The organism is Amycolatopsis halotolerans, assembly GCF_042647905.1.
In the GTDB taxonomy this organism is placed as follows: domain Bacteria; phylum Actinomycetota; class Actinomycetes; order Mycobacteriales; family Pseudonocardiaceae; genus Amycolatopsis; species Amycolatopsis halotolerans.
Genome location: NZ_JBHRWI010000056.1, coordinates 164410 through 191300 on the forward strand (window position 1 = coordinate 164410; position 26891 = coordinate 191300).

Genomic DNA, 26891 nt, shown 5'->3' on the forward strand with positions numbered 1-26891 from the left:
CTCCTTGAGGGAATCAGATTCCTTCAAGGAGTCCTTCACGGCATGCAGGCGGAGCCTCAGACTGTCCGCGGCCAAGGGTTCGCTGACTCCAGCTCCGCCGCCAGCCCCAGCAGCACTGGCTCCCCGCCGGGGCGAGCGACCAGCTGCACGCACATCGCCAGGTCGTGGACAGGATGCCGGGCGACCGGAACCGACAGCGCCGGGTATCCGGCCAGGTTCCACGGGCCGGTGAAGGACGCCACCCTCGACGACGGGACCGCGTTCGCCAGCCAGGATTCTCGGTGCCAGCGGCGGGCTTTCACCGGCAAGGTCGCCAAAGTCGGCGTCACCAGGACGTCGTGCGACTCGAAGAACCGCGCCGCGATCGCTTGCCATTCGTCGCGGGCCCGGTCGGTGACCAGGCGCGAGGTCAGGCGGCCCAGGCGGACGTGCACGCGGGTTCGGGGTTGCAGTCGCGAGAGGTCGAACGAACCCGCGACTTGCTCGGCCGGACCGGCGAACCAGCGGGCGACCAGGCCGCCCAGGGCGCGGAGCGGGTAGGCGGGGGTCGCGGAATCGACCGAGTGGCCGGATGCGCGCAGGAGGTCGGCTGCCTGGTCGACGGTGGCGCGCAGGGGGCGCGGCAGCGGGGCCCGGGTGAACGGGACCTGGGTCGAGGTCGCGATTCGTTGTGCGCCGGGAGTCGCGACCGTGGCCCAGTCTGGGCGGTCGGCCAGGACTGACATCAGGAGAGCGGCGTCGGCGGCAGTGGTGGCGAGCGGGCCGTGGGTGGAGAGGCCGAACCAGCCGGGGGTGTCTTCGCGGACCACGTCGCGGCCGGGTTTCAGGCCGACGATTCCGCACATTCCGGCGGGCAGCCGGATGGAGCCCAATCCGTCGGTGCCGTGGGCGATCGGGACCAGGCCGGCCGCGACCGCGGCGGCGCTTCCGCCGGAGGAGCCGCCTGCGGTGAAGGACGGGTTGCGCGGGTTGCGGGCGATGCCGTCGGGATCGTCGCTGGTCGGGAAGACGCACAGCTCCGGCACGCGGGTCAGGCCGACGATCACCGCACCGGCCGCGCGCAGGCGGGAGGCGATCAGGCCGTCGGCGTCGGCGAGGGTGCGGGGGCCTGCTTCGGAGCCCCAGCCCATGTACTCGCCGGCGACCTCGGTGACGTCTTTCACCGCGACTGGGACACCGGCCAGCGGCAGCGAAGCCAGGTCCGAGCGGGCCGCGACTTCGGCGGCTTCGGCTCGTGCCTCGGCAAAGCGCACGCGGCGGAAAGCGCCGACGACGCCGTCCGCTGCCGCGATCCGGGCGAGTGCTTCTTCGGTCACCTGGACCGGGTCCAGCTCCCCCGCCCGCACTCCGCGAGCGATTTCTACCGCCGTCTGCGCCATGATCAGAACATTAGATCGCGCCGGCGCGCAGGGCATAGGCCACGGCGTGCGCGCGGTTGTTCAGACCGCATCGGGTCATCAAGCCGTAGAGCACGTTCTTGACCGTCCGCTCCGAATAGCAGAGCTTCGTCGCGATCTCCTCGGTTCCGTAGCCCTCGGCGACCAGCCGCAGCACGTCGCATTCGCGCGAGGCCAGGCCGGACAGCGTGAGGCCGTTCGGCTCCAGCACGTCGCGGCGCATCCGCTGGACCTGCGCGAGCAGCGCGCCCTGCAGCCGCGGCGGCAGCGTCGCCGTGCCGTCCCCCGCGGCCAGCACTGCCGCGACCAGTTCGCCGCCGCCGGTTTCGCGGCGCGGCAGGATCGCGACGACGCCGCATTCGACGGCCGTCATCAGGTCGCTCTCGCGGAAATGGTCGACGACGATCACCAGATGCGGCCCGGTCAACTGCTCGGACTGCCTGCCGAGCTCCCGCACCTGCGACAGCACCCGGTCGGTGACGTGTTCCTCCATCACGAGGACCACGTCCGCCTGGCTCGCCGCGTCCTGGCCGAGCAGGACCAGCTCCGGGCGCGAACCCAGCAGGCTCGCGGCTCCGGCCCGGGTGATCGGGTCCGAGGCGAGAACTGCGACCTTGACGAGCTTCACGACTACCCCCTCCACATTGCCTGCACGCAGTGTGGAGGGCGAGACTTCACGTTTTCTGGCGCGCTCGTGAAGGCCGATGAAGAAAACCGGGGTTCTCGCAGCTCAGCCGCCTCTTTTCGGGTCTTCGGCGGAGATCTCGCGGAAGGCCTCGGCGGCCCGGTCGAGGCATTCGGGCATCCGGTCCAGCGCGGTCGACCACTCCCGTTTGGCCTCCCGGTAGCGGGCCCGCGCCGCCGACGGCCAGCTTGCCACCTCGGGCTCCACTGTGGACTCCAGCTCGGCGAGCACCGCGCCGAGGTCGCCGGTGGTCCGGCGGATCCGGGACAGCACCTCGGCGGCCTGATCGAAGCCGGGATCGCCGCTCATCGACGGTCGGCGCACCGCAAGCGCTCGTTTGAGCACTCAGCGGCCGAGGACGCGGCCGTACCGCGCGCGACGTCCACGAGATCTGCCAGACTGCCCAGAATGCGATCGAACTGCTGCTCCCAATCGTTCATCGCCTGGCCGAACCGGACCGCCGCCTCGCCGCGCCACGACGCCTGCAGCGCCGCCATTTCGCTGTTCACCGTGCCGAAACAGGCGTTCGCGGCGTCGATCGCCGCGGCGAACGGCACCGCCTGTTCCGGCAGGCCCGGGACCGGGTCCACGCCTCCTCCTCACCGTCCGCACGTCAAGACCGCGATCGAGCGCGCGGGTTCCTCATCGAGGCTGCCGCAGGGATTCCGGTTCGGAAACCGGGGAGCGGGCCGGATGCCCCTTTGTCGCGGGAGGTGTGCCTGCCGGACCGCCCGGCCGGTTTGCCCGGCGTTCACCGCGGGGCCGCCCCCTCGACTCTGTCCACCGGACAATTCGCTGGACAAGACCGGCAAAAGCAACCCGGGGCGGTCCCGCCACGTCACCTTTTCGGCGTAAGCTCACCAGTGGCATCCGGCGTGTGACGATCCGTCAGCGCGTGAAGGGAGACCGATGTCGGCATCCGGCGGCGTCCCGGCGCCGGAAATCCAGCTGCTCGGACCGGTACGAGCCTGGCTCGGCGACCGGCAGCTCGACCTCGGTTCTGCTCATCGGCGCACGGTCTTCGCCGTACTGGCCTTCTCCCCGAACCGCACGGTCTCCCGCGAAGTGCTCATCGACGCGGTGTGGGGCGACGCGCCCCCGGCCAGCGCGCAGGGGAGCATCTACACCTATATCTCCGGTCTGCGCCGCGTCCTCGAACCGGGCCGCCGCAAAGGCGCCGAATCGCGGCTGATCGCCTCCACCGGGTCCGGCTACTCGCTCTGCGTCGAACCGGAGCAGGTCGACGTCCACCGCTTCAGCGCGCTGCGCGATCTAGGCAACCGGCTGCTCGCCGAGGGACGCCGGGCCGAAGCGCGAAGCGTGCTCGACGAAGCTCTCGCGGAGTGGGACGGCACACCGCTGCAATGCCTGTCCGGTCATTACGCCAGTGCGCAGCGGGTGCGGCTGGAGGAGCTCCGGCTGGCGACCGTCGAACGCCGGGCCGAGCTGGCGATGGACTCGGGCGAATCCGCCGGGCTCGTCACGCAGCTCGGCGAACTCGCCGCGGACCACCCGTTCCGCGAGCCGCTGCACGGTCTGCTCATGCGAGCGCTCGACCGAGCGGGACGGCATCACGAGGCGCTCACCGTTTACACCGAACTGCGCGAGCGGCTGGTCGAAGCGTCCGGGACCGAGCCGGGGCCAGCGCTGCGGGAGCTTTACGAGAAGCTGCTGGCCGCCGACGAGGCGGTCACGCCCGCGCCGGTCACGAAGGTCCCGCGCTTCCCGTTGCCGGTGCTGCCGCCGCGCCCGGCGACGTTTGTCGGGCGGGAGAACGAGCTTCAGCTGCTCAGCGAGGCCGTCGCCGGTCTCGGCGGCGGCCTCGGCCGTTCGGTGTGGGTCAAGGGAGAACCGGGGATCGGCCGGACCGCGCTGCTGGCCGAAACCGTCGCGCTGGCGCACGAAACCGGCTACACCGCGCTGTTCGCCGCCGCCGATTCGCTCGACCAGGGCTTTGCTCTCCGGCCGCTGCTGGACGCGCTCGGCGTGCATTCGCGCGCCTCGGATCTGCGGCGCGCGGAACTGGCGGTGGCGCTCGCCGAGAACCCGGAGCTGGACCCGGTCCAGGGCATTCTCGGACTGGTCCGACAGCTGTGCGCGGACGGTCCGCTCGCGCTCGTGGTCGACGATCTGCAGTGGGCTGACGAAACGACGCTGCAGGTGTGGCAGCACCTCGCCCGCGAAACCCGGCGGCTGCCGCTGTTGCTCGTCGGAGCGAGCCGTCCGCTCCCCCGCTCGGCCGCGCTCGAAGGGCTGGCCGCGGACCTGTCGTCCGGCGCGACGTCGCTGCTGCGGCTGGAGCCGTTGCGGGACAGCGAGATCCGGAAGATTTCGGCCGACCTCACCGGTGCGCCGCCGAACCGGATGTTCTCGCTGCTGCTCAGCCACGCCGCCGGGAATCCGCGCTACGCCACGGAAATCGTCGAAACGCTGCTCGCCAACTCGATGATCCTGCTCGACGGCGCGCACGCGATCGTCGACGGTTCCTCGTGCCGTTCGATCCCGTCGCCGCTCGGCTCGCGGATCACGCTGTACCTGATCTTCCTCTCCAGCTCCGCGCGGGACCTGCTGCGCTGGGCAGCCTTGCTGGGCAAGGAATTCTCGCTCGCCGACATCGCGATCGCCACCGAACGCGCACCGACCGCGCTCGTCGCCGCGGTCGAGGAGGCGCTCACGGCGGGAGTGCTGGTCGAGTCCGGCGATCTGCTCGCGTTCCGGCATCCGTTGCTACGCCGCGTGTTGTACGAAAAGACGCCGGCCGCGATGCGCGTCGCGCTGCACCGGCAGCTGGCCGAGGCGCTCGACGGAGCGGGGGCGGGCGCGGAACGCGTCGCCGAACAGCTCGCCGCCGCGCCCGCGCAGGTGGACCCGTGGGTCGCGAACTGGCTGGTCGAACACATCGGCACGGTCGCCGCGCAGTCGCCGCGGGTCGCGGTGGACCTGCTCAAACAGGTCGTCAAGCAGGCCGTGCTGCCCGCCGAGGCCCGCGAACCGCTCACCGCCACGCTCGCCCGGCTGCTGTTCTGGCTCGGCCGCGAACCGGAGGCGGAGGCGCGGTCGGTCGTGGCGCGCACCAAGGACAGCAGGCAGGCCGCGGAAATGCGCTGGATCCTCGCCTACATCTATTACCGCCGTGGCGAATTCGCCGAAGCCTCCTCGGAAGTCCGCCGTACGCTGGCCGATCCGAAGGTGCCGGAGATGTGGCGCGGCCGGCACGAAACGCTGCGCGTGACTATCGAACGGTTCGCCGTCGATCATCAAGCCGCAGCGCCGGATCTGTCCGAACTGGGCGTGCTGGACGGCCTCGACAACGACGCCGATCTGAGCACCGCGCGCAGGCTGGCCGCGACCCGCGCGGTGCCGGGCGAGATGCACCTGGCCGGCGCGGTGCATTACTACTGGCGCGGCCGTTGGGGCGAGGCGCTCTCCGAACTCGACACGGTGATCCGGGGTGGCGCGGAAACCGCGTCGTATGTGTTGCGCAGCCCGGGATCGGCGTTGCTCGTGCACGGCGTCGGCGCGTTGATCGCGAGCCACCGGGACGAGCCGGAGGAAGCCCGCGCGCATCTGGACGCGGCGGCCCGGCATCAGTTCCCGCACGGTCTCGAACCGAACGGCGGCGATTACCTGCTCGCCGCGCGCGCCCAGCTCGCCGAGCTGGAAGGTGACCCCGAAGCCGCCCTCGCCGCGCTGCTGCCGCTGTTGGAACAGAGCTACCCGCCCGCCGCGCGCCAGCAGTGGCTGCCGGACCTCGCGCGGCTCGCCATGCAGCTCGGCGACCAACCGCACGCGTTCCGGGCGTTGCGGCTGATGGGCGACACCAGCGGGTACGACACCCCGCCGTCGCACACCGCGGCCTCCGCGCACTGCCGGGGCCTAGTCACCGCGGATCCGGACGCGATCCTCGGCGCCGCCACGCACTACGAGGCCGCCGGACGGATGCTCAAGCACGCGCGCGCCAGCGAGGACGCCGCGATCCTGCTCGCCGAGTACCGCCGTCTCGACGAGGCGCGCACGGCTTTCCTCGCGGCACTCACCAGCTACACCTCGGTCGGCGCGGCTTGGGACGTGCGGCGGGCCGAGACACGGATGCAGCCGTACGGCATCCGGCGGGCCAGTCCGGTCCGCGCGCGTGCGGCAGGAGAGTGAACCGGGGTGGACTCGCGTCCATGATCGACCGGTAAACTCGGTCAACACGGCGAATGGAACGGCATGCCAGGGGATGTGCGGGTGACAGTGCTCGGCCCGCTGCGCGCCTGGCGCGGGACGACCGAAATCTCGCTCGGACCCGCGCGGCAGCGGGCGGTCTTCGCCATGCTGGCGGTCGCCGCCGGACGGCCGGTACCGCGCGCCGAGCTGATTGCGGGCGTGTGGGGTGAGTCGCCGCCGGCCAGTGTCGAGGGCAGCGTGCACACCTACATCTCCGGGCTGCGCCGCGCGCTGGAACCCGAACGCACCCGGTGGTCCGCCTCGACGGTGCTCGGGTCCGGCCCGGCGGGCTACACGCTCGACCTCGCGCCCGAAGCGCTGGACGCGGCGAAGTTCGAGCAGCACCGGGAAGACGGCAAACGCGAGGCCGAGGCCGGGGCGCACAACCGCGCGGTGGCCGAGTTCAGTGCCGCGCTCAAGCTCTGGCACGGCGAAGCGCTGTCCGGCGTGCCCGGCAATTTCGCCGAGCGGCATCGCGCGTATCTGGCCGAGCTTCGGCTGGACACGCTGGACCGGGCTGCCCGCAGCAGGCTGGAAATGGGCGGCCACCAGGAGATCATCGCTGAGCTGACCGCGCTCACCGCCGAGTATCCGCTGCGCGAATCGTTGCGGGCCTCGCTGATGCTCGCGCTTTATCGCAGCGGTCGGCATTCCGACGCACTCGACGTGTTCCGCGACGCGCGCAGCACGATCCGCGCGGAGCTGGGCGTCGAGCCCGGGCCGGGGCTGCGCGAGCTGCACCAGCGCGTGCTCGCCGAGGATCCGGCGCTGGACCTGCGGCGACCGGCGATGCCCGAGCCGGTCGTGCGTGCGCCGCGGGATCCGTTGCTCGGCCGGGAAGCCGAGGTAAGCAAGCTGCACCAGCTGCTCGACGGGGTCCGCGCGGGCCGGGGCAAGGCGGTGTGGATCGAGGGCGAGGCCGGGATCGGGAAGTCGGAGCTGCTGGCGCACGCGTTCGGCGACGCCGGTGGCCTGCAGGTCGCCTGGGTCACCGCGGACGAGCTGAGCATGCGGTTTCCGTTGCAGGTCATGCACGAATGCCTGGCGATCGACCCGCATTCGCCGGATCCGCGCCGCGCTCGCGTCGCGCTGAGCGGCGAGGAACCGGTGCGGCGCGTCGGCGACCCGGTGCTGGATTCGGTCGACCGGCTGCTGGCGCTCGTCGACGAACTGTGCGCCGAATCGCCGCTGCTGCTCGTGGTCGACGACCTGCAATGGGCGGACGAGCCGAGCGTGCTGGTGTGGCATCGGCTGTCCGCCGCCGCCCGGCAGCTGCCGTTGTTGCTGGTCGCCGCGACGCGACCGGTGCCGGAGCGGCCGGAGATGACCCAGCTGCGCCGTGGCGTCGAGACGCGCGACGGCGTCGTGCTCGACCTCGGCCCGCTCGGCGAGGACGACGTCCTGTGTCTCCTGCGGCGGCAGATCGGCGCGGACCCCGGGCCCCGGCTGCGGGACCTGACCGCGCGCGCCGGCGGCAATCCGTTGTACCTCAAGGAAATGCTGGACGCGCTGATGCACTCGGGCGCGGTCGAGCAGCGCGACGGGCTCGCCGACGTCCCGGATCCGCTGCGGTTCGAGCCGCCGGAATCGATCGTCGCGGCGGTCAACCGGCGGCTGGAGCTGCTGCCCGAGCAGACCCGGCAGGTGCTGGGCTGGGGCGCGATTCTCGGCATGGAGTTCGCGGTCGGCGACATCGCGGCGGTGCTCGGACAGCGGCCGTCGGATCTGCTCGGCCCGCTCGAAGCGGCAGTGGCGGACAACATCCTGCTCGACACCGGAACCCAGCTCGCGTTCCGGCTTCCGTTGCTGCGTCAGACGTTGTACCACCACCTGCCGCCGGAGACCCGGGCCGCGCAGCATCGGCAGGCCGCCGAAGCGCTGGCCAAGATCGGCGCGCCGGTGAAGCGGGTCGCCGAGCAGCTCGTGGCCGTTCCGTCCACTGTGGACCCGTGGGTGCTGGACTGGCTCGTGGAGCACCAGAGCGCGGTGTCGAACCGGGCCCCGCTGATCGCCGTCGAGCTGCTGGAGCGCGCGCTCGCCGGGATCGAGGACGACGATCCGCGCCGCGAGCCGTTGCTGGTCGCGCTGGTGCGGGTGTTGTTCCGGCTCGAACGGAGTCCGGAAGACCTCGCACTGCGGGCATTTGAGTTGTCTCGCGATCCGGACCACACGGCGGAGCTGCGCCACATCGTGTCCGCGATGCGGTTCCGCCGGGGCGACGCGCGGCTCGCGGTGGAGACGCTCGGGAACCCGGCGGAGGATCCGGGAGTCCCGGAGCTGTGGCGGGTCCGGGGTCGCCACCTGCTCGCGAACTACCGGCGCGGCGGTCTCGACGACCTCGATGTCGCGGAGGAGAACGCGCATCACGCCCGGGCCGAGGCGAACGGCGACGGCTACCTCACCGCGCACGCGCTGCAGACGTTGTGGCTGGTCGATTCCGTGCGACGGCACCACGCCAGCGCGCTGAAGCACGTGGACGAGGCGATCGCGGCCGTCGGCGACGACCACGAGCTGGCCGATCTGCACCTGGACCTGCTGGACAACCGCGTCTTCACGCTGCAGAACCTCGACCGGCTGGACGACGCGAACCGCACGCTGCAGGAGGCCGCCGAGGTGACGCGGCGGCACAGCATGCCGAGCGGGCTGCAGGTTTCCGTCGCGGTGCACCGGTATTGGGAAGGCCGGTGGGACGAAGCGCTGGTCGAGCTGGACACGGTGACCGAGGACGGTCCGGCGATCACCTTCTTCGGCCTGCGCGAACCGGGTGCCGCGGCGTTGCTGCTGCACGGGGTCGCGGCGCTCATCGCGGCACGGCGGGGCGAACTCGCGCAGGCGGCCGCGCTGCTCGACGCCGCGGAGGAACACGCGCCCGCGACGAGTGCCGAGCGGGAGAGTTTCGACTTTTTGCTTGCCGCGCATGCGCTTGTCGCCTATCAACAGGGTGATCTGCAGAAGGCGATCACGGTATTCGAGCCGATCTTGAACCCGACGTACGCGCAGATGATGTTGCGGCATCAGTGGTTGCCGCAGTTCGCGCAGATCGCGTTGGCGGCGGGAGACCGGGCGGCGGCGGAGCGGGCGCTGGCGGTGTGTGTCGAAGAGGCGGAGAAGGAGCTCGAACCGGCGCGGGCGTTCGCGGCCGCGGAATGGTGTCGCGGGTTGCTGGACGAGGATCCGGAGCCGGTTCTGCGGACGGTGGAGCATTTCCGCGCGGTGGGGCGGAAACCGGAGCTGGCCAGCGCGTTGGAGGACGCGGCGGTGCTGCTGGCTCGCGTTGGCCGCTTGGATGCCGCGCAAGCCGCGTTCGACGAGGCCGCTTCGCTGTACACCGAGCTCTCGGCGGCGTGGAATCTGGAGCACGCGGAAACGCGGTTGCAGGCGGTCGGCGTGCAGCGCGGGGCTTCGCTGGCGTCGGCGCGGCCCGAGCACGGCTGGGAATCGCTGTCGACGCTGGAGGTCCGCATCGCCCGGCTCGTCGCCGCTGGCCGGTCCAATCCGGAGATCGCGACCGAGCTGCGCATTCCGCGCCGGACGGTCCAGGCGCACGTCGTGCGGTTGCTCGGGAAGCTGGACGCACCGTCGCGGAGCGAGCTGGCGACGACCGTGGCGCGACGGACGGGTTGACGAAAGTAGGGGGTCGCTGCAGACGGTCGGCAGGCGCGGGCATCCCGGGCAAACCGGCAGAGTTCCGGCATGCGCTTCCGAACCGTCCTCGCCGCCGCCCTCCTCGCCACCGCACTGGGTGCCGCACCCGCCGCGGCGGAAACCGCGGTCACCTTCGAACTTCCCACGCCGTCCGGGCCGCACGCGATCGGCGAACGCGACGTCCACCTCGTCGACCAGGCGCGGAACAGGGAGCTGATGATCAGCGTCTGGTACCCGACCCGGCCCGGCGCTGGTCCGAAGGCGCGGTATCTGCCCGCCAAAGCCGCGCCGTACTTCGACCAGGGTGCGGCACCGGCTCTGGGGCTGCCGACCGGCAAGATCGACTGGGCGGCCGTCGAGACGCATGCCCGGGCGAACGCGCCGGTGCAGGGACGGTGGCCGGTGGTCGTGTACTCGCCGGGCTGGGCGTCGCTGCGCGCGCTGGGCAGCGCGACCGCCGAGGATCTCGCCAGCCGCGGGTACATTGTGGTTACCATCGACCACACCGGCGAGGCGCCGTTCGTCGTGTTCCCTGACGGGCGGGTGGTGTTCTCTCAGGGGAGCAAGGACCTGGTCGCCGGGATGCGGACGCGGGTCGCGGATGTCCGGTTCGCGCTTGACCAGCTGCCGGGCATCCCGGGGCTCGGGCAGTCGATGGACCTGAGCCGGGTCGGGGCGATCGGGCATTCGTTCGGCGGGGATACCGCTGCTGAGGTATCCACAGTGGACTCCCGGGTGGACGCGGCAGCCGATCTGGACGGTTGGCTCGCCTATGACGTGGATGGCAAGCAGCTCACTCGCGCGGGCGCGGAGGGGGTGTCGCGGCCGGTGTTGTTGATGGGGTCGTCCGGTAGCACCAGTGACGGGCAGGCGCGCAGCCATCGGACGTCGCCCGCGTGGAAGTCGTTGTGGGAGCACACTTCTTCTCCGAAGCAGGAGATCACCTTGGCTACGGCGATGCACTACAGCTACACCGATGTCCAGTGGTTCCTGCCGAAGTTGGCGCAGCGGGTGCCGGTCGATCCTAAGGTGCAGCAGACGCGGATCGGGACTATCGATCCGCGGGCGAGCATCGCGGTGCAGCGGTCCGCCATTGCCGGGTTCTTCGGGCGGTATGTCTCGTGAGTCAGGCCCGGGTCAGGCCGGTCGAAATGCTGCGCACCAGGTTTCGGCCGAGCAGCAGGAAGAGGACGATGACCGGCAGAACGCCCAGCGTCGCGCCGGTCAGCATCAGGGCGTAGTCGGTGAAGTAGCCGCTGGCCAGCTGGGACAGGACCACCTGCACGGTCGGCGTCTGCGCCGGGTCCAGGACGACCAGCGGCCAGAAGTAGTCGTTCCACGCGCCGAGGAAAGTCACCATCGCCAGGACAGTCGCTTGTGGACGGATCGCCGGGACTGCCACGTGCCAGAACGTGCGCAGCACCGACGCTCCGTCCACAGTGGCCGCGTCGACCAGGTCCTGGTCGATCGAACCCTCGCAGGCCTGGCGCATCCAGAACACGCCGAACGCGCTCACCAGCGCGGGCACGATCACCGCTTCGAGGCGGCCGTACCAGCCGAAATCGCTCACCACCAGGTAAAGCGGGACGACGCCCAGCTGTGCGGGCACCATCGCCGAACCGACCACGAGGAGGAACAGCGTGTTGCGGCCGCGGAACCGGAGCCGGGCGAAGGAAAAGCCGGCGAAACTGGACAGGACCACATTGGACACCATCACCGTCGTCGCGACGATCAGCGAATTGCCGATCGCCAGCCAGAAATCGACGGTGGTGAAGACGCGCTGGATGTTGTCGAAGAGATGGCCGCCGGGCAGCAGCAGCGGAGAGGTCTCGCCGATAGCCGCGTTGTCCCGTGTGGACACTACGAAGGACCAGTACAGCGGGAACAACGACGAGGCGACCAGCCCCACCAGCACCGCGTATACCCAACCCCCGGCCCGGCCCCGGCGGATCACGGCGCACCTACGAAGCGGCGTACGAGCCGGTAGTTGATGACCGCGAACACCAGGCAGATCAGGAACATCACCCAGGACAACGCCGCGGCGTATCCGGCGTCGAATTTGCCGAAGCCTTTTTCGTACAGGTACATCGTGAGCGTTTGGAATTGCCGGTCGTTGCCGCCCGCGCCGCCGTTGCCGGTGGCGTCGAACAGCTGCGGTTCGGCGAACAACTGGAGGCCGTTGACCGTGCCTGCGACTGCGGTGAACGCGATGGTCGGGCGGATGCCGGGCACGGTGATCGACCAGAACGACCGCCACCGCGAAGCTCCGTCGAGCGCGGCGGCTTCGTACAGATCCTGGGGCACTGCTTGCATCGCGGCCAGGTAGATGAGCGCGTTGTAGCCGGTCCAGCGCCACATCACCATGCTCGCCACCGCGAGGTGCGACGACCACTGGTGCGACTGCCAGGACACCGGCGGCACCCCGAACCAGCCGAGCACCTCGTTGACCACGCCGTAGCCCGAGCTGTACAGCTGCGCGAACACCAGCCCGACGGCGACCACGGACACCAGGTTCGGCAGCAGAAGCCCGGCCCGCCACCACGTCGCCGCCCGCAGCGGCCGATTCAGCAGGGCGGCGACGCCCAGCGCGAGGAAGAACTGCGGAATCGCCGCGAGCAGGAAGATGCTGACGGTGTTGAAAAGTGCGTTGTAGAACCGCGGATCACCGAACAGCTCGACGTAATTGGAGAAGCCGAGGCCGCCATCCGGACCGGAAAGCAAATCCCATCGGTGCAGCGAAACCCACGACGTGTACAGCAGCGGGAACGCGCCGAACACTCCAAAAAGGACAAAGAACGGCAGAATGAAGACGTAGAGGGTGAGCTTCCGGTCCACGACAGCTACTTGATCGCGTCGCGGCCCATCCGGACCGCATCGGCCCACGCCTGGTCGACGTTCTCCGAGCCGTCCTCGATCCGGCCGAGCGCGCGGCCGAATTCGGGACGCACGTCAGCGTCGTGCAGGCCGCGGTAATTCGGCCGCAGCCGGTCCGCCGACGCCGCGTAGATCTGGCCGACCGGCGCGTTCGAGAAATAGGGATCGGTGTGGGCGATGACCTGCGGATCCTGATACACGCCCGGTTCGCTCGGCAGGATTCCGTCGGAGAGGAAAAGTCGTTTCTGCTGCGCGGGCGCAGTCAGCCACTGCGCGAGGTCGTAGGCTTCCTTCGGGTGCGCGCTCTGCTTCGGCACGGCGAGGAAGGAACCGCCCTGGTTGCCGCTGTTGCCCGGCACCGTCGTGACGTCCCATTTGCCGCTGACCGCGTCTCCGCCGGCTTCCTTGATCTGCGTGAGCATCCAAGCCGGACACGCGATGGTCGCGAAGCTGCCCTGTTTGATCGCGACGTTCCAAGCCTGCGTGTACGTCGTCGCGCCGGCCGTTTCGTGAGCCTGCGCGAGGCCGCCGGACAATTGGAAGGCGTTGCGCACGCTGGGGTTCTGGTCGGCGATGTAGGAATCGTCCTTGGCGGAGAAGTAGTTCTCCGGAGACTGGTTCAGCATCGCGGTGTAGACGGTGCCCGCCGAATCGGCGAACTTCACCTTCGGCAGCTTCTCGGTGAACTGGGCCGCGACATTCGCGTAGCCCCGCCAGTCCGGCATCAGCTCGGCGACGGCCTTGCGATCGGTCGGCAATCCGGCCTGCTGGAACAGATCCCGGCGATAGCACATCGCGAGGCTGCCCATGTCGGTGCCGAGCCCGAACACGTAATCGCCCGAGGTGCCCTGCGCCCACTTCCACGGCGCCCATTGCTGCTTCAGCTTGTCCGCACCGAAGCCGGCCAGGTTGACGAATTTGTCCTTGGCCCGGATGTACTTCGGGATGTACTGCTCCTCGACCGCGACGACGTCGGCCGCGCCGCGCCCGGCCGACAGCTGCGTGGCGAGGCTCTTGAAATGCGTGTCGAAATCGGTGACCCGGCTGCGGATCTCGATGTTCGGATGGTCTTTCTGGTACTGCTCGAAGAGCGGCGCGTAGCCGAACTCGCCGAATGTGGCCACGCTGAGCGTGATCTTCCCCGAGGACGCGGCGGAACCGCACGCGGCCGCCAGTAACAGGAATGCGGCGGCGAGCGCGGCAACGGCCGGGCGCCGGGTCAGCTTTCGCACGTGGTGAGCATCCTTTAAATCACTCCGGCGCGCAGCGCGTAGGCGACGGCGTGCGGACGGTTCCGCAACTTGAGCCGGTTCGTCATGCCGTAGATCACGTTCTTCACGGTCCGCTCCGAGTAGCAGAGCTTGTTCGCGATCTCCGCGGTGTCCCAGCCCTCGGCCATCAACCGCAGCACGTCGACCTCGCGCGGCGACAGGTTGGTGTGGTCGCCGCCGCGGCGCAGGGTCTCGGCCTGGTGCAGCAGATCCCGCATCGAGGTCTCGCGCCCGGAGGCGGCGGCCACGATGCTGCGCACCAGCTGGTCCCCGCCGATCGCGTCGCGCGGCAGCACCGCGGCGACGTGCCAGGCGGCCAGCTCGGCCAGGTCGTCGGCGTCCACGTACCCGGCGACGAAGACGATGGCGGCGGGCGTTTCCGAGGCCGCGGCCCGCAGCGCCGCCTTCACCTCGCGAGTGACGCGGTTCGCGGCGAACACGAGCACCGCGGCTTCACCGCGCTGCTGGCCCGGCATCACCCGCACCTCGCGGCGCGTGCGCAAATGGTCGATGAGGCCCGCGAGGGTGATCGGGTCCGAAGCCCATGCCGCAACCTTGACCTGATTCATCGCTGCCTCCCCGGTGCAGAGCACTCGCCTGTCGTGTTCCTGCAGTGTGCCCACCGCAGCTTCACGAAATCTCTAGTCGGGACGCGCTCATTCTTCACAGCGTGAAGTTGGGCCCGCCGGTGGGGTTCGGTTACCGTCACGGAGACCCGTCCGGACATGCAGAGGAAATGATGAAGGCGCACGCACGACCCCGCTGGATCACCGCAGGCGCCGTCAGCGGGTTAACGCTCATATGTGCGCTTTCCGCGTGCTCCGAGGATCGTTCCGTTTCTGGAACAGCGACGCCCACTCCGCTCACAGCGCCGAGCGCGGGCAGTTCGCCGCAAGCCGCTCCACCTGCGTCAACCTCGCCTTCGCAGACTGTGCCGGGGCAACTGTCGTGCGCGTCGGCGGTGGCGGGGATGGATCCGCGGGCGCGAGTGGCGCAACTCGTGGTGCCGGGCGTCAACGCGGGCGATCCGGCGGGCGTCGCGGAGCTCGTGCGGACGCAGCAGGTCGGCGGGATCTTCGTGGGCGACAAAAAGACCACGCTGTTGCAAAATGGCGCGCTCGCCGGCGTCCAGCGAGCCGCGAAGATCCCGGTTTCGGTCGCGGTCGACGAGGAGGGCGGGCGCGTGCAGCGCATCGACGACCTCGACGGCTCGCTCCCGAGCGCCCGGCAGTTGGCGGCCTCGAAGACGCCGGACGAGGTACGCGCGATCGGCGAGCAGCGCGGCAAGCAACTGCGCGCACGCGGGGTGACCGTCGACTACGCCCCGGACGCGGACGTGAGCGACGAACCCGACGACGCGGTGATCGGCGACCGTTCTTACAGCCCGGATCCGGAGAAGGTCCGGCAGTACGCGATGGCGTTCGCCGAGGGCCTGCGCGCGGGCGGGGTGCAGCCGGTGCTGAAGCATTTCCCGGGCCACGGCCACGGATCCGGCGATTCGCACCGCGGCACCGTCGTGACCCCGCCGCTCGACCAGCTGCGTCGGGTGGATCTGGTGCCTTATCGCGACATCTCGGAGTACGGGCAGGTCGGGGTGATGGTGGGGCACCTGGAGGTCCCGGGGCTTACCGGGGACGAGCCCGCGTCGCTCGCGCCGGAGGCGTATCGCTTGCTGCGCAACGAGTTCCACTTCACCGGACCGGTGATCACCGACGATCTGGGCGGGATGAAGGCGATCACGGACCGGTTCGCGTTGCCGGACGCGGTGCTGAAGTCGTTGCAGGCGGGGGCTGACCAGGCGTTGTTCTCGTCTGGGCACAACGACGTGGGGGCTGTGGTGGATCGGCTTCAGCGGGCGCTGGAGAGCGGGGAGTTGTCCGCGGCGCAGGTGACGGCTTCGGTGGAACGGGTGTTGGCGGGCAAGGGGTTTTGCCGTCCTTGAACTGGGGTTGGCGCCGGGTAGCGTCGGAGTGTGAAGCCGATTCTGCTGCTCGACGTGGACGGGCCGCTGAACCCTTTCGCGGCTGAGACCCCGCCGCCCGGCTTCGCGATGGCGGAGGAAGGCCGCGCGCTGGGGCTGGCTCAATCCGGCGCACGGGATCTCGATGCTTGCTCTCGCCGAGCGGACCGGTGCCGAGCTGGCATTGATCACGTCATGGGAAGACGAGGCCAACGCCACCATCGGCCCGGCGCTCGGGTTGCCCGCGCAGCACCCGGACTGGAAATACGGTGCGGTCGGCCGCTTCGCGACGGAGCGGCCGTGGGCATAGGTCCAGCCCACCTTGCCGCCGCGGAAACCGCGCTCCGGCAAGGCTCCTGACCTCGGCTCAGTCCTCCTCCGCGAGGACTTGAGCCAAGGTGGCGGCGGCACTCACCGTCTGCGGATGGTCCTCCCCCAGCGCCTGTCGGCACCTCGGCAGCAGATCCTCCAGTACGGCAAGAGCAGCGGCGCGATTGCCGAGGCGGAGGTGGATCTGGACCAGGTTGCCGGTAGTCCGCAGGGTGCCCAAGGCATCCGGGCCGAGCGCGCGGCGGCTCCGGGCCACCACGTCCTCCGTCTGGTCGCGGGCCCGTTCGTATTCGTCCAGCCCCATGTACGCCACGCACAGGTTGCTCGCGACGGTCAGTGCCAGCGGATCGTCCTCGCCCAGGACGCGGCTCACCCTGGGCAGGAGGTCGGTCAGCAGGTCGCGCGCCTCCAGGTAATCGTTGGTGCCCACCAGGCAACCCGCCAGGCGGTTGGCGACGGCGAGGGTGTCTGGGTGGTCTTCGCCGAGCGCGGCAGTCCATTCAGCGTGAATGAGCCGAGCCAGGGCAACACCGGGGCGGGCTTGGCCGGAGACGAAGAGGTAGCGCAGTACTCGGATGAGCAGTGCGCGGTGCTCCGGCGGTTCGTGGCCGCGGAAGTCCGGCTCAGCGGCCGACATCCGGATGGCATTGGCGACCCTGCGGTATTCGGGCCACGATTCCTTCAGGTCGGGATCCAGGTCCACGGAGGTCGGAGCCTCCGCGAGCGGCGGCAGCACGGGATACGGCGGAGGCTGCGCGCGATCCCAGAGCGAAGCGGGGGCGCCGTCGAGCAGTCTGGCCGGGCAGCCCCGTTCGTGGAACAGGTCGCAACCGGAGTTCAGCACCGAATGCGAGCGGCCTGAGAAGAGAGCGGGCACCGGATACGCCTGGAACGGCTCGCCCTGATTGTCGATGACGGTGGTGCCCTGGCGGCCCGCGCAGGTCCAGTCCACTTCGAGGCGCCAGGCGACCTCGTGGGTGGTGGTGATCGGTTCGATCTCGAACTGCTCGATGTCGGTCGCGCTGACGGTGAACGGGAAATCCGGGCCCTGCGCGACCAGGCGCGGCGACGGGGCCTCGAAGTCGGTCGTGAACGGGCGCGGTTCCAGCAGGCCGCCGATCCGGACTTGCAGGCAGGCCGGGCGCGGCGGGATCCGCGAGACCACCACGACCCGCGCGGATTGCAGGACTACGGCGCGGTTCGTCCGGGCTTCCACGGTGATGATGTGGACCGTCCCGCCGGGGACGGCGACCTGCGGCGGATCGGTGTCGAGCACCAGGTCAGCCATGGTTCCGCCGGGTTGCAGCCGGACTGAGGCGATGAGCGGGTCGGCCAGATCCGCCGGACTGTCGCCCGACTGGCCGACGTTGATGTCGCCGTGCACCGCCCCGGCCATGACGACTTTGTCGAACTGGCCGCCGGTGATGCGGTTGGCAGAGGACTCTTCCGCGTCCGTCACCCACTCGAGCCTAGTCGTTAACTCAATGAACGAAAGGTTCGTCCGGGGCCGGTGCGGGGTGACTATGGTCGCGCTCGCCCGTCGATCGAGGAGGATCGGATGTCCGGACGTTTCCGTGCAGGCGTTGCCGTAGTGGCGGCGGTGATCGGGCTCGGGGTGCTTGCCGCGCCGGCATCGGCCGAACCGGTGCCGACGACCGGATGCGGGCAGTCGGTGGCCGGCGCTGGCACCACGACGGTCGAGCATCTGACGTCCGGCGGCATCGATCGCGAGTACCGGATCTACGTGCCCGCGCGCTACAACCCGCACCGGCAGTACCCGGTCGTCCTCTCCTATCACGGGCACGGCCGCACGGCGGAGTACCAGGAAGAACTGTCCGGGTTCTCCGGCTCGGACGTGATCGCGGTGTACCCGCAGGGCGTCACGGGCACGGACGGCAAGTCCGCGTGGACCGGCGCGCCCTACTCGGCTCCCGTCGACGACGTCCAGTTCACCGGCGACCTGCTCACCTCGCTGCAGCACCGGATGTGCGTGGACCCGGCGCGGATCTACGCGGCGGGCAAGTCGAACGGCGGCGGTTTCGTCGGCGTGCTGGCGTGCCGGATGGCCGACCGGATCGCCGCGTTCGCCCCGGTTTCCGGCGCGTTCTACCCCCAAGGCGGTGCTTGCCGTCCGAGCCGGAAGGTCGCGCTGCTCGACTTCCACGGCACGGCCGACACCATCATTCCGTACACCGGCAATCCCGAGAAGGGGCTACCGTCTATTCCGGACTGGCTGAACGGCTGGGCCGCGCGCGACCGGTGTTTCCCTTACCCGGTATCGGTTTCTCCGGTGCGCGACGTGGTGAAACAGTGGTGGCCCGGATGTTCGCTGGTGCACTACCGGGTGGAGGGGGCCGGACACGTCTGGCCGAGCACCCGCCCGAACAACGACTCCGACACCCCTGCCCCGATCGACGCCACCCCGGTGATTCTTCAGTTCTTCAAAGCGCACCGCCTCACCGGAGTCTGAGCTTCGGCAGCGGCTGGGCCGTTGAACGTACGTGAGGGGAACCCTGAGGGAATCTGATTCCCTCAGGGTTCCCCTCACGTACGTTCAACGGCGCGCACCGCACCAGCCTTAGCCGACCCGCGCCGAGGGTTCCCGCTTCTTGGCCAGCATCCGGCGGAACCCCTCCGCCACCACCTTCGCCGTGTCCTTGCCGTGGTCGGCGGTGATCCGCTTGACCATCTCCGCGGACTCGGCGGCGACCTCCTCGCTGCGCGCGAACATCCGTTCCTCGTGCAGGGCCAGTGCGGTCTCGATGTCGTCCGGATGCGCGGCAAGCAGTTCCGCGAGGTCGGAACCGTCGAGCATGGCCAGGTTCGCGCCTTCCCCGTTCGGGCCCTGCAGGTGTGCCGCGTCGCCGATCAGCGTCACGCCCGTGGTTCGCTCCCACCGGTGCACGCCCGGCAGCCGGTAGTGCCGACGCAGGATCGGCGGGGTGTCGCCGCCGGAGATCAGCTCGCGGATTTCCGGGGCCCAGCCGTCGAATTCGGCCTCGATCCGGGCGAGAGCGGCCGGGGTGTCGAGGCCCTCGAGCGCGTCGAACCATTCCTGCGGCTTGTTCAGCATCGCGTAGGTGTGCAGGGCGTCGCGTTCGCGGTGCACCATGATGCGCCGGTCCGGCCCGGGGGAACCCATTCCGCCGCCGCCCACGACCTTCGCGGCTGCCGGATGCCGGGTTTCGGCGTCGTAGAGGTAGGTCTCGACGAACGCGAGGCCCATGTACTCCGGCATCGCGTCGGACAGCAGCGGCCGCACCTTCGACCACGCGCCGTCCGCGCCGACCAGCAGCTTCGCGACGATCGAACCGCCGTCGGCGAAGGAAACCTCGTGGCCGTCGGCGACCGTGCGGACGCCGCTGACCTTCCGGCCCCACTGGACGGTTCCGTCCGGGAGCGAGTCGAGCAGCATCTGCCGCAGCTCGCCGCGCAGGAGTTCGGGACGGCCGCCGGTGCCGTCGTCGGGATGGTCGAGCAGGACGGTGCCGTCGGGATCGAGGATCCGCATCTGCTGGCGGCCTTCGAGGATCAGGTCGCGGAACTCGTCCAGGAGGCCGGCGGCCTCGACGGCGATCTGGCCGTTGTAGTCGTGAATGTCGAGCAGTCCGCCCTGGGACCGCGACATCGGCGACGGCTCGGCCTCGTAGACCGCGGCCGGGATCCCGCGCAGGTGCAGGACCCGGGCGAGGGTCAGTCCGCCGAGGCCGGCGCCGATGATGGTGACTGGAGTCTGCATTGTTCTCCCCTGTGAGCTGGTGACCCCTGAAGACTGGCGGCGTCGGCTGGCACCGGCCGCACACTCCGCTGGCAGTCCGCTGCCAGGCGCTGACAGGTAGTCAGGGTCTGGGATCCGAGACAGAATCATCCGGTGGCTACTTGGCCGGAAGGCCCGCGCTGACGTTGAGTTCGTCCAGCGCATTCACCGGAGATCCGCAGGAGGGCACGTGGCGGCCACATTGGAGCGACGCTCGATCGACCCGGTGCCCGAGTCCGAGCGGCACGGGCACCCGCGCAGCCTGTTCACCCTGTGGTTCGCCGCGAACACGCAGATCACGTCGGCGGTCACCGGCGCGCTGACGGTGCTGGTCGGCGTGCATCCGCTGTGGGCGATCGTCGCGGTCGTGCTCGGCAACGCGCTCGGCGGCGTTCCGATGGCGCTGCACGCCGCGCAGGGGCCGAAGCTCGGCATCCCGCAGATGATCCAGTCGCGCGCGCAGTTCGGCGTGTACGGCGCGGCGCTGCCGCTGGTGCTCGTCGTGGTGATGTACCTCGGCTACTTCGCGAGCGGTTCGCTGCTCGGCGGCCAGGCGGTCGCCCAGATCACGCACCTGCCGACGGACGCCGCGATCGCGGTCTACGCGCTCGCTTCGGCGCTGATCGCGATCGTCGGGTACCGGCTGATCCACCGGTTCGGCTGGCTCGCGTCCGCGCTGTCCGTGGTCGTCTTCCTCTACCTGACGATCCGGCTGGTCAGCGGTCACGACCTCGGTGCCGTGCTCGCCGCGCCGCACTTGGACTTCCCGAAGTTCCTGCTGGCGATCTCGCTGACCGCGTCGTGGCAGCTCACCTTCGGCCCGTACGTCGCCGACACCTCGCGCTACCTGCCCTCGGCGACGTCGGTGCGCGCGACGTTCTGGTGGACGTACGGCGGCACGGTGCTGGGCGCGGTGTGGGCGATGTCGTTCGGTGCGATGGCGTACGCCATTGCCGGGAAGGCGTTCAAGGGCCACGAAGTCGCGTACGTCGTCGGCCTCGGCGGCGAAGCGTTGCTGATCCCGCTGCTGCTGGCCATCGCGCTCGGCAAGTTCACGGTGAACGTGCTGAACATCTACGGCGGCTACATGACCGTCGCGACCGCACTGACCGGCTTCGGCCGCCGCGCAGCGCTTTCGCAAGCCACCCGGATCGGCTACATCGCGGGTGTCGGCGTGGTCGGCGCGGTGATCGCCATCCTCGGCCGCGGGCAGTTCCTGTCGAACTTCGTGCTCTTCCTCGACTTTCTGTTGTACTTCCTCACGCCGTGGAGTTCGATCAACCTGGTCGACTTTTACCTGCTGCGCAAGGAGAAGTACGACCTGGAGGCGCTCTACGATCCGAATGGCCGTTATGGCCGGTGGGCTTGGCCCGCGCTGACCGCTTACGTGCTGGGGATCGCGGTGCAGATCCCGTTCGCCAATGTGGAAGGCATTTTCGTCGGCCCGATCGCGCCGCTGCTCGGTGGCGCGGACATCTCGTGGCTGCTTGGGCTCATCGTGCCCGGTGCGTTGTACATAGCGTTCATGCGTCGGTCGGCCGCACTTCGAGCGTGACCGTCCGGGCCGGGGTCGCGCCTTGGTCTGCGCTGGAGACAGCGAACGCGGTCAGTGGCAATCCGCTCGCTCCGGCCAGTACCCGAGCCGCAGCGGACGCGCGGGCCAAGGAGACCGTCGAGCCGCCGCTTGACGGGCCGCCGGGGACAGCTACGCCGTGGCCGATCACGGTTACGCGCACGGAATGTCCTTTGAGGACATCCGCCCAATTCGTCAACGCTGTTTGCCCGGCTACGTTCGGCGTTGTCGCGTTAGGACTGAACAGGCTGCGGTCGAAGTTGACCGTGACAGCGTCGGTTCCTGCCTTCGTAGTCGCTCCTGGCGCGGCCAAGGACTTCGCCAGCTGGTTCAGGCGCTCCTGTCGCTCTTCGGCAGCAGCGGCATCGCGGGATTCCACGCTGTGCAGGCGATCCAGCTCAGCACGGAGACCGTCCTCCGGCTTGGCCGCCATGACCACCGGAGCAGCAGGCGGCTGACGCGTCGTCAGCACCACCCCGCCCGCGATCGCGCCGCCCACCAGCACCACAGCACCGGCGGTCAGCAGATACCGGCGGACCGGCCGCCGAGGCAATCGTCCGGAGTGGACTTTCGCAATCACGCGACGTCCCGCCTCCGCAGCGGAATTGTCCGGCTGCAAAGCCAAAACGGCCGCCCAAGCCGCATCCGCCGCAACGAGATCGCCAGACTGTGCGTGCACGCGGGCCAGCAGATCGAGCCGGGCGGGATCGCCCGCCGAATCTGGTTCCAGGAGTGCGACAGCCGCCTCGTAGTCGCCGCGACGGGCGAGGTCGGCTCCTTCGGCGAGGACGAGTTCCCGTTCCAGCGCCCGCGAAAGCCCGCTCATTCTCGCTCCCCCCGGAGAATCCCGCCGCCCGGCTGACCCGGCCGGTCGTCCGGCAGCAACCGACGCAACCGGCGGTTGACGTCCGGCAGCGCGGGCCAGTTCGACGTCGCCACCGCGTGCTCGCCCTCGCGGATCAGCTCCCGCGCGCGGGCCGGGTCGGACATGGTGTCGCGCGAGGCCCGCAGCGCGTTGAACACCTCCAGGTGCAGCGAACCGTCCCGGCGCAGCAGCACAACCTGCAGGTCCAGCGCCCGATCGGACAGTCGCTCGCCCGCCTCGGTGTCGTGCGATTCGGCGATGGCCGCGTACCGGCGTTCGATCTCGGCCAGTTCGGTCCGGTCCTCGTCCGCGCCGACGCGGTCGACCAGCTCGCGACAGTGGTCGATCTGGTCCCGAAGGCGTTCCAGCACCTCGGGTACGCGCAGCTCCGCCTCGATGTCGTCGAGGTCGGCCTGCACGTCGCGCATCCGCCGTTCCGCGGCGACCGCCGCTCCCTCGTCGGCACCGCCAGAGCGCACTTCGTCCCGGACCGCCGCGACGCTGCCCTGTTCATCCAGCCGGTGCAGCAGCCCGCGTGCCCGGTCCGAACGCGTCCTTACGACCTCCGTCCGCACCTGTTCGTGGCGCGCTTCCAGTTCGTTCAGCAGCCGCCGCAGCGTCTGCGGGTCCGGCACGTGCTGCTGTTTGAGGTCGATGACCGCCTCGAACTCGTTGTCCAGCAACGGAACCTCGGCCACCACGGACACCTGCCGCGAATCGTCCATCTCAAACGTCATCACGATCTCGCTGCCGCGCGGCAGGTCGAACCTCACGTCCCGCGCGTGGATCTCGATCACGCCCACCTGCTGGTTGCGCTCGCCGCGACGGCGTTCGCCTTCCGCGACCGGGATCCGGATCACCGCGGACGTGTTGCCGCGCCGCAGCGTCGCCGTCGTGAAGAACGTTTGCCGTTTAGCCGCCGGCAGCGGTGCGTTCTTCATCAGCATCGGGGTGAACGACCCGTCGGCTTCGGTCAGTCCGACCGTGTTGACCACGGTCTGGCCCATCATTTCGTTGAGCTGGTGCGTGATCGTGAGCGAGTCCGGCCGCACCGGAACGCGCGCGCCTGCCGGGTCGAGCAGTTCGATCTCGAACCGGTTCGTGCTCAGCTCGTCGAGCACCACGTCGACGGTGAAAGTGCCGTCGGCGGAAACGGAAACCTCGGACGTCCGGTAGACCGGCCTGCGTTGCGGGGCGCTGAGCGCGATCCGGAATCGGGCCCACTCGGCCGGGCCGTCGGTCGAACAACGGCCGGACACCGGCAGGGTCGGCAGGCTGGTGGTGGCCGGGTAGGACAGTTCGAGCGAGTACTCCCCACGCCTCGCCGGGCGTACTGTCCGCGGCCGCGCCACCGTTCCGGCATAGGCGGCCGCACCGCGCGCCACCACGGTGCTCGGGTCCTGGCTGTGGTCGAGCGGAATGCCGAGCCCGGCTGACGGATCCGCCAGCAGCTCGCGCAACCCGGGCGCGAGCGTCGGGCCGCCGACGAGCAGCAGCCGGTCGATGTCCGCCGGGCGCAGATTCGCCGACTCCAGCGCGGACCGGCACAACTGCACCGCCCGCAGGTAAAACGGCCGCGCCGCCTGATCGACCTCCTCGCGGCGCAGGACGTACTCGAACATCTCCTCCTGGCCGTCGCCTCGGTCGAGGTCGAGCATCACCTGGGTCTGTTCCGCTTGGGAGAGCTGGATTTTCGCCGTTTCGGCGGCGCTGCGCAGCCGGGCGAAGTTCCGCCGCCAGCGCGGATTCTCCCGAGCGAATTCGCTGAGGCCGAGCTGTCGTGCCGCCTCCGGCGCGAGTATCCGGTCCAGCACCGCTTGGTCGATGTTCCGGCCGCCGAGGTGGGTGTCGCCCGCGTGGTGCAGCACGCTCAATTCACCCTCGACGGTGCTCACCACCGCGGAGTCGAACGTGCCGCCGCCGAAGTCGAACACCATCCAGTGCGCGCCTTTGCTTTCGTTCTGGAATCCGAACGCGAACGCCGCCGCGGTCGGTTCCTGCAGCAGCGGGCAATTCCCGGTGAACCCGGCCAGTTTCGCGGCTTCCTGCGTCGCCTCGGTCTGGTTGAGGAGGAACGCCGCGGGCACGGTGATCACCGCCGCGTCCGGCACTTCGCGCGGAGCAACGGAACTGCGCAGCGACCGCAGCACTTCCGCGGACAGTTCCACCGGCGTCATGCTGAACCCGGCTTTCGGGAATTCCCGCCGCGCGTCCGGCAATCCCATGGCCTGCTTGAATTCGATCTGCACACTGTCCGGATCGTCTTCGAGCCGACGTCGTGCCCCCGCTCCGACTTCGAGCACGCCGCGTCGGCGACTCCACACCGCGGACGGCGTGTAATCCATCTGCGCGTTGTTCTTGATCACCGCCACCGCACCGTCCTCCAGCACCGCGATCGCGCTGTTCGTGGTGCCGAGGTCGATCCCGAAATCGATCGTGTCACGCATTCGTTCCCCCGTTCCCCCGGGCGGCCGGGCGCCCGACGATGACCTGTCCCATCTGGATCCGGCGGCCGGTCAGGTAAATCGACGGCCGCACGGTCTCCACCACCCGCTCGACGTCCAGGTCCGGTTCGTCCTGGAACAGCAGCACCTCGAGCGCCATCCCGGAGCCGAACGGGATCCGGTCGTGGTCCTGCACAGCCACCCCCGCCGCGTCGAGCGCGTCCTGGCTCGCGCTGAGGAACCGGCTGGCCTGCCGCGCCACCCGGTCCTGCGCCCCGGCGAGCTTGCGCCGCGCCCGCCACAACGCCGTCGCCGCCTCCGCCAAGTCCGATTCGGACAGTGGCGACGCATCGGTCAACACGGTGGAGAGTTGTTCCAGCGCGTCACGAAGCCGCGCGCGCTCCTCCTCGCGCAGGCCTGGTTCGGCGATCCGGAATTCCTTGTGCTGCTTGCGCTGCCGCGCTTCTTCGCCCCGCCGGTCCCCCATCACAAACCCCTCTGCACCCGAACGAACGGGGCGATGAACACCAGCACCGCCGCCACGACAACGGCGAGCCAATGCGGCACCTCAACCAGGCTGAGCACCAGATAAACCCCCGCGTCCAGCCCTAACAGAGCCGGATAACGCCCCGGGGTCGTCCAAGGCCGAGCCGCCACAAAGCAATTCATCAACGCCCCGGCAACCGCGCCGGGAAAAACGAAGGCCAGAATCGCCTCCTGCGGAAGCTTCAGAACCAGGAACACCGCCGCCGCGACCGCGTGCAGCAACGCGCCGCAGATCCGAGCCGCCGACGGTTCCCGCTCCGGAGGACGGCTGGGCGCATACGCCGTGGCAGCGATCTCGTTGCGCGCCACGGCTTCCAACGTCTCCGGATCGCGACTGCACCGCCGCGCGAGCGCGAACACCTCCCGCACCAGCCCCGTCCCGCCTCCCGCGTCCGCCAGTGCGACCCCGATATTGTTCGCCACCACCGCGATCGACTCCGAAAGCGACGCCGTACGCCGGAATTCCGCCCTCGGCACGACCTCTTCGAGCCGGTCGAACAGCGGCTGGGCCTCCTCGACGGCCCGCCAAGCGGCGGCCTCGGCCCGATTCCCGTCCAGATCGCCCCGCAAATCCTTGAGCAACGACTCGGCCCGCCGATACGTCCCGTCGGCAATAGCCGCACGCGCGTCCTCGGCGGCATGCCGATCAGCCGCGAACAACGCGAGATACCCGGTAAACCGTCGTGGCTCCGCCGACCGGGCGGCTACTTCGATCAACGGCGCGAGCAACGCGTCCGGCAAGGCAAGGCGCAAGCCGTCCACAGTCGATTCGTCCAGCCGCCGGTCGCCCAGCTTCCCGACGCGGTGGCGCAGATGCCGCCAGAACGATTCGCTCCGCAGAACCACTCCCCAGCAACGACCAGCCTCGGTCCACAATGGAGTCGGATGGTCGTCGGTGCGGTCAGCTTCCGCGTCAAGGGCTGCCGCGTAGGCGGCCACCGCGCTGTCGTGCTTCTGGTGCAACTGGAGCGGACACCCGCAGTCAGCGGGCAGGCCCCAGGTCCAGAAGACTTCGTCGACGAGCCGATGCTCGGTGTTGCCGAGTGCGTCGAAGGCCGCCCGTACCTCGTCGACGGTCACATCCGCGGGCACCCCGTCCGGGGCCGCGCCGCCGACTTCGAGCACCCCCAGGACTCGAAGGCGCCGCTCCCGCACCTCCCGCCGCGTCGCGGTCGCGGCGAGCCCGACGATCCGGAACGGGTTGCGCCGGTACAGCTCAGGCGTCGCCACCTCCCGCACCCGCGTCGCGGCGGTCCGGCCGCGCCCCTCGTTCGCTCCCATGCCGGGGAAGGTAAAGCGAGGAGGCCGGGAGGGGTCCCGGAAAAGCCGGGCCAG

At 69.9% G+C, this 26891-nt stretch carries 21 protein-coding genes; 7 read left to right on the forward strand and 14 right to left on the reverse strand.

What is annotated here, in order from left to right; genetic code table 11:
• Positions 1 to 56 precede the first annotated feature (56 nt).
• The 4 genes from ACFORO_RS37765 to ACFORO_RS37780 all read right to left on the reverse strand — a co-directional run bounded on the left by ACFORO_RS37765 (position 57) and on the right by ACFORO_RS37780 (position 2672).
• Entirely contained in the window at positions 57 to 1379 is a 1323-nt protein-coding gene (locus tag ACFORO_RS37765) for an amidase family protein (protein WP_377873251.1), read from the reverse strand.
• A 10-nt stretch (positions 1380 to 1389) separates the two neighbouring features.
• Positions 1390 to 2025 (reverse strand): response regulator transcription factor, encoded by a 636-nt coding sequence (locus ACFORO_RS37770; protein ID WP_344279883.1) that lies wholly within the window; start codon positions 2023 to 2025, stop codon positions 1390 to 1392.
• Positions 2026 to 2127: 102 nt separating this feature from the next.
• Complete coding sequence (locus ACFORO_RS37775; RefSeq protein WP_354740247.1) at positions 2128 to 2391, reverse strand: WXG100 family type VII secretion target; 264 nt, start codon at positions 2389 to 2391, stop codon at positions 2128 to 2130.
• Complete coding sequence (locus tag ACFORO_RS37780; RefSeq protein WP_354740249.1) at positions 2388 to 2672, reverse strand: WXG100 family type VII secretion target; 285 nt, start codon at positions 2670 to 2672, stop codon at positions 2388 to 2390. The genes ACFORO_RS37775 and ACFORO_RS37780 overlap by 4 nt, the downstream gene beginning before the upstream one ends.
• Before the next feature lie 319 nt (positions 2673 to 2991).
• Here ACFORO_RS37780 and ACFORO_RS37785 point away from each other — a divergent pair, with 319 nt between their 5' ends.
• From ACFORO_RS37785 to ACFORO_RS37795, 3 genes are all read left to right on the forward strand, one after another.
• The gene (locus ACFORO_RS37785) at positions 2992 to 6231 is read left to right on the forward strand and encodes a BTAD domain-containing putative transcriptional regulator (protein WP_377873252.1); all 3240 of its coding nucleotides are present in this window, start codon (positions 2992 to 2994) and stop codon (positions 6229 to 6231) included.
• Positions 6232 to 6294: 63 nt separating this feature from the next.
• The gene (locus ACFORO_RS37790) at positions 6295 to 9915 is read left to right on the forward strand and encodes a BTAD domain-containing putative transcriptional regulator (RefSeq protein ID WP_377873253.1); all 3621 of its coding nucleotides are present in this window, start codon (positions 6295 to 6297) and stop codon (positions 9913 to 9915) included.
• Positions 9916 to 9984: 69 nt separating this feature from the next.
• The gene (locus tag ACFORO_RS37795; RefSeq protein WP_377873254.1) at positions 9985 to 11061 is read left to right on the forward strand and encodes an alpha/beta hydrolase family protein; all 1077 of its coding nucleotides are present in this window, start codon (positions 9985 to 9987) and stop codon (positions 11059 to 11061) included.
• Between the two features lies 1 nt (position 11062).
• Here the strand turns inward: ACFORO_RS37795 and ACFORO_RS37800 are convergent, their stop codons facing one another.
• From ACFORO_RS37800 to ACFORO_RS37815, 4 genes are read right to left on the reverse strand one after another with little or no spacing between them, the layout of a single operon-like run.
• Positions 11063 to 11890: a carbohydrate ABC transporter permease gene (locus tag ACFORO_RS37800; protein ID WP_377873255.1), complete on the reverse strand. Its 828-nt coding sequence runs from the start codon at positions 11888 to 11890 to the stop codon at positions 11063 to 11065.
• On the reverse strand, positions 11887 to 12771 hold the full coding sequence (locus tag ACFORO_RS37805; protein ID WP_377873256.1) for a carbohydrate ABC transporter permease: 885 nt from the start codon (positions 12769 to 12771) through the stop codon (positions 11887 to 11889). The genes ACFORO_RS37800 and ACFORO_RS37805 overlap by 4 nt, the downstream gene beginning before the upstream one ends.
• Positions 12772 to 12776: 5 nt before the next feature.
• The gene (locus ACFORO_RS37810; RefSeq protein ID WP_377873257.1) at positions 12777 to 14042 is read right to left on the reverse strand and encodes an ABC transporter substrate-binding protein; all 1266 of its coding nucleotides are present in this window, start codon (positions 14040 to 14042) and stop codon (positions 12777 to 12779) included.
• Positions 14043 to 14056: 14 nt separating this feature from the next.
• Positions 14057 to 14650 (reverse strand): helix-turn-helix transcriptional regulator, encoded by a 594-nt coding sequence (locus ACFORO_RS37815; protein WP_344279903.1) that lies wholly within the window; start codon positions 14648 to 14650, stop codon positions 14057 to 14059.
• A gap of 401 nt (positions 14651 to 15051) precedes the next feature.
• Here ACFORO_RS37815 and ACFORO_RS37820 point away from each other — a divergent pair, with 401 nt between their 5' ends.
• Positions 15052 to 16023 (forward strand): glycoside hydrolase family 3 N-terminal domain-containing protein, encoded by a 972-nt coding sequence (locus tag ACFORO_RS37820; RefSeq protein WP_354740261.1) that lies wholly within the window; start codon positions 15052 to 15054, stop codon positions 16021 to 16023.
• A gap of 163 nt (positions 16024 to 16186) precedes the next feature.
• Positions 16187 to 16351 (forward strand): hypothetical protein, encoded by a 165-nt coding sequence (locus ACFORO_RS37825; RefSeq protein WP_377873258.1) that lies wholly within the window; start codon positions 16187 to 16189, stop codon positions 16349 to 16351.
• Positions 16352 to 16408: 57 nt separating this feature from the next.
• On the opposite strand, the gene ACFORO_RS37830 is transcribed toward ACFORO_RS37825, so the two are convergent.
• Positions 16409 to 17830, reverse strand: coding sequence for a tetratricopeptide repeat protein (locus ACFORO_RS37830; protein ID WP_377873259.1), 1422 nt, complete (start codon positions 17828 to 17830; stop codon positions 16409 to 16411).
• Between the two features lie 99 nt (positions 17831 to 17929).
• Between ACFORO_RS37830 and ACFORO_RS37835 the strand changes: the two genes are divergently transcribed.
• Entirely contained in the window at positions 17930 to 18841 is a 912-nt protein-coding gene (locus ACFORO_RS37835) for an alpha/beta hydrolase family esterase (RefSeq protein WP_377873260.1), read from the forward strand.
• 108 nt (positions 18842 to 18949) lie between these two features.
• Here ACFORO_RS37835 and ACFORO_RS37840 read toward each other — a convergent pair whose 3' ends face one another.
• Positions 18950 to 20110 carry an FAD-dependent oxidoreductase gene (locus ACFORO_RS37840; protein ID WP_377873261.1) on the reverse strand — a complete coding sequence of 387 codons (1161 nt, stop codon included), beginning with the start codon at positions 20108 to 20110 and terminating at the stop codon, positions 18950 to 18952.
• Between the two features lie 208 nt (positions 20111 to 20318).
• Between ACFORO_RS37840 and ACFORO_RS37845 the strand changes: the two genes are divergently transcribed.
• Positions 20319 to 21683: a purine-cytosine permease family protein gene (locus tag ACFORO_RS37845; protein ID WP_354740271.1), complete on the forward strand. Its 1365-nt coding sequence runs from the start codon at positions 20319 to 20321 to the stop codon at positions 21681 to 21683.
• Here ACFORO_RS37845 and ACFORO_RS37850 read toward each other — a convergent pair.
• Genes ACFORO_RS37850 through ACFORO_RS37865 form a run of 4 tightly spaced genes read right to left on the reverse strand, consistent with a single transcriptional unit; the run spans position 21652 to position 26837 of the window.
• Positions 21652 to 22527 (reverse strand): hypothetical protein, encoded by an 876-nt coding sequence (locus ACFORO_RS37850; RefSeq protein ID WP_377873262.1) that lies wholly within the window; start codon positions 22525 to 22527, stop codon positions 21652 to 21654. The genes ACFORO_RS37845 and ACFORO_RS37850 overlap by 32 nt on opposite strands.
• On the reverse strand, positions 22524 to 25013 hold the full coding sequence (locus ACFORO_RS37855; RefSeq protein WP_377873263.1) for an Hsp70 family protein: 2490 nt from the start codon (positions 25011 to 25013) through the stop codon (positions 22524 to 22526). The genes ACFORO_RS37850 and ACFORO_RS37855 overlap by 4 nt, the downstream gene beginning before the upstream one ends.
• Complete coding sequence (locus tag ACFORO_RS37860) at positions 25006 to 25497, reverse strand: hypothetical protein (protein ID WP_377873264.1); 492 nt, start codon at positions 25495 to 25497, stop codon at positions 25006 to 25008. Before ACFORO_RS37860 ends, ACFORO_RS37855 begins: the two co-directional genes overlap by 8 nt.
• A complete protein-coding gene (locus ACFORO_RS37865) occupies positions 25497 to 26837 on the reverse strand; it encodes a hypothetical protein (protein ID WP_377873265.1) in 1341 nt (446 codons plus the stop codon). The genes ACFORO_RS37860 and ACFORO_RS37865 overlap by 1 nt, the downstream gene beginning before the upstream one ends.
• Positions 26838 to 26891: the final 54 nt, after the last annotated feature.

Bases quoted from the DNA above. Each gene is read 5' to 3' on its own strand.
- ACFORO_RS37785 (WP_377873252.1), top strand. From the start codon at position 2,992: ATGTCGGCATCCGGCGGCGTCCCGGCGCCGGAAATCCAGCTGCTCGGA.
- ACFORO_RS37855 (WP_377873263.1), bottom strand. From the start codon at position 25,013: ATGCGTGACACGATCGATTTCGGGATCGACCTCGGCACCACGAACAGC.
- ACFORO_RS37835 (WP_377873260.1), top strand. From the start codon at position 17,930: ATGTCCGGACGTTTCCGTGCAGGCGTTGCCGTAGTGGCGGCGGTGATC.
- ACFORO_RS37790 (WP_377873253.1), top strand. From the start codon at position 6,295: ATGCCAGGGGATGTGCGGGTGACAGTGCTCGGCCCGCTGCGCGCCTGG.
- ACFORO_RS37850 (WP_377873262.1), bottom strand. From the start codon at position 22,527: ATGAGCGGGCTTTCGCGGGCGCTGGAACGGGAACTCGTCCTCGCCGAA.
- ACFORO_RS37825 (WP_377873258.1), top strand. From the start codon at position 16,187: ATGCTTGCTCTCGCCGAGCGGACCGGTGCCGAGCTGGCATTGATCACG.
- ACFORO_RS37765 (WP_377873251.1), bottom strand. From the start codon at position 1,379: ATGGCGCAGACGGCGGTAGAAATCGCTCGCGGAGTGCGGGCGGGGGAG.
- ACFORO_RS37775 (WP_354740247.1), bottom strand. From the start codon at position 2,391: ATGAGCGGCGATCCCGGCTTCGATCAGGCCGCCGAGGTGCTGTCCCGG.
- ACFORO_RS37795 (WP_377873254.1), top strand. From the start codon at position 9,985: ATGCGCTTCCGAACCGTCCTCGCCGCCGCCCTCCTCGCCACCGCACTG.
- ACFORO_RS37815 (WP_344279903.1), bottom strand. From the start codon at position 14,650: ATGAATCAGGTCAAGGTTGCGGCATGGGCTTCGGACCCGATCACCCTC.
- ACFORO_RS37820 (WP_354740261.1), top strand. From the start codon at position 15,052: ATGGATCCGCGGGCGCGAGTGGCGCAACTCGTGGTGCCGGGCGTCAAC.
- ACFORO_RS37865 (WP_377873265.1), bottom strand. From the start codon at position 26,837: ATGGGAGCGAACGAGGGGCGCGGCCGGACCGCCGCGACGCGGGTGCGG.
- ACFORO_RS37860 (WP_377873264.1), bottom strand. From the start codon at position 25,497: ATGGGGGACCGGCGGGGCGAAGAAGCGCGGCAGCGCAAGCAGCACAAG.
- ACFORO_RS37840 (WP_377873261.1), bottom strand. From the start codon at position 20,110: ATGCAGACTCCAGTCACCATCATCGGCGCCGGCCTCGGCGGACTGACC.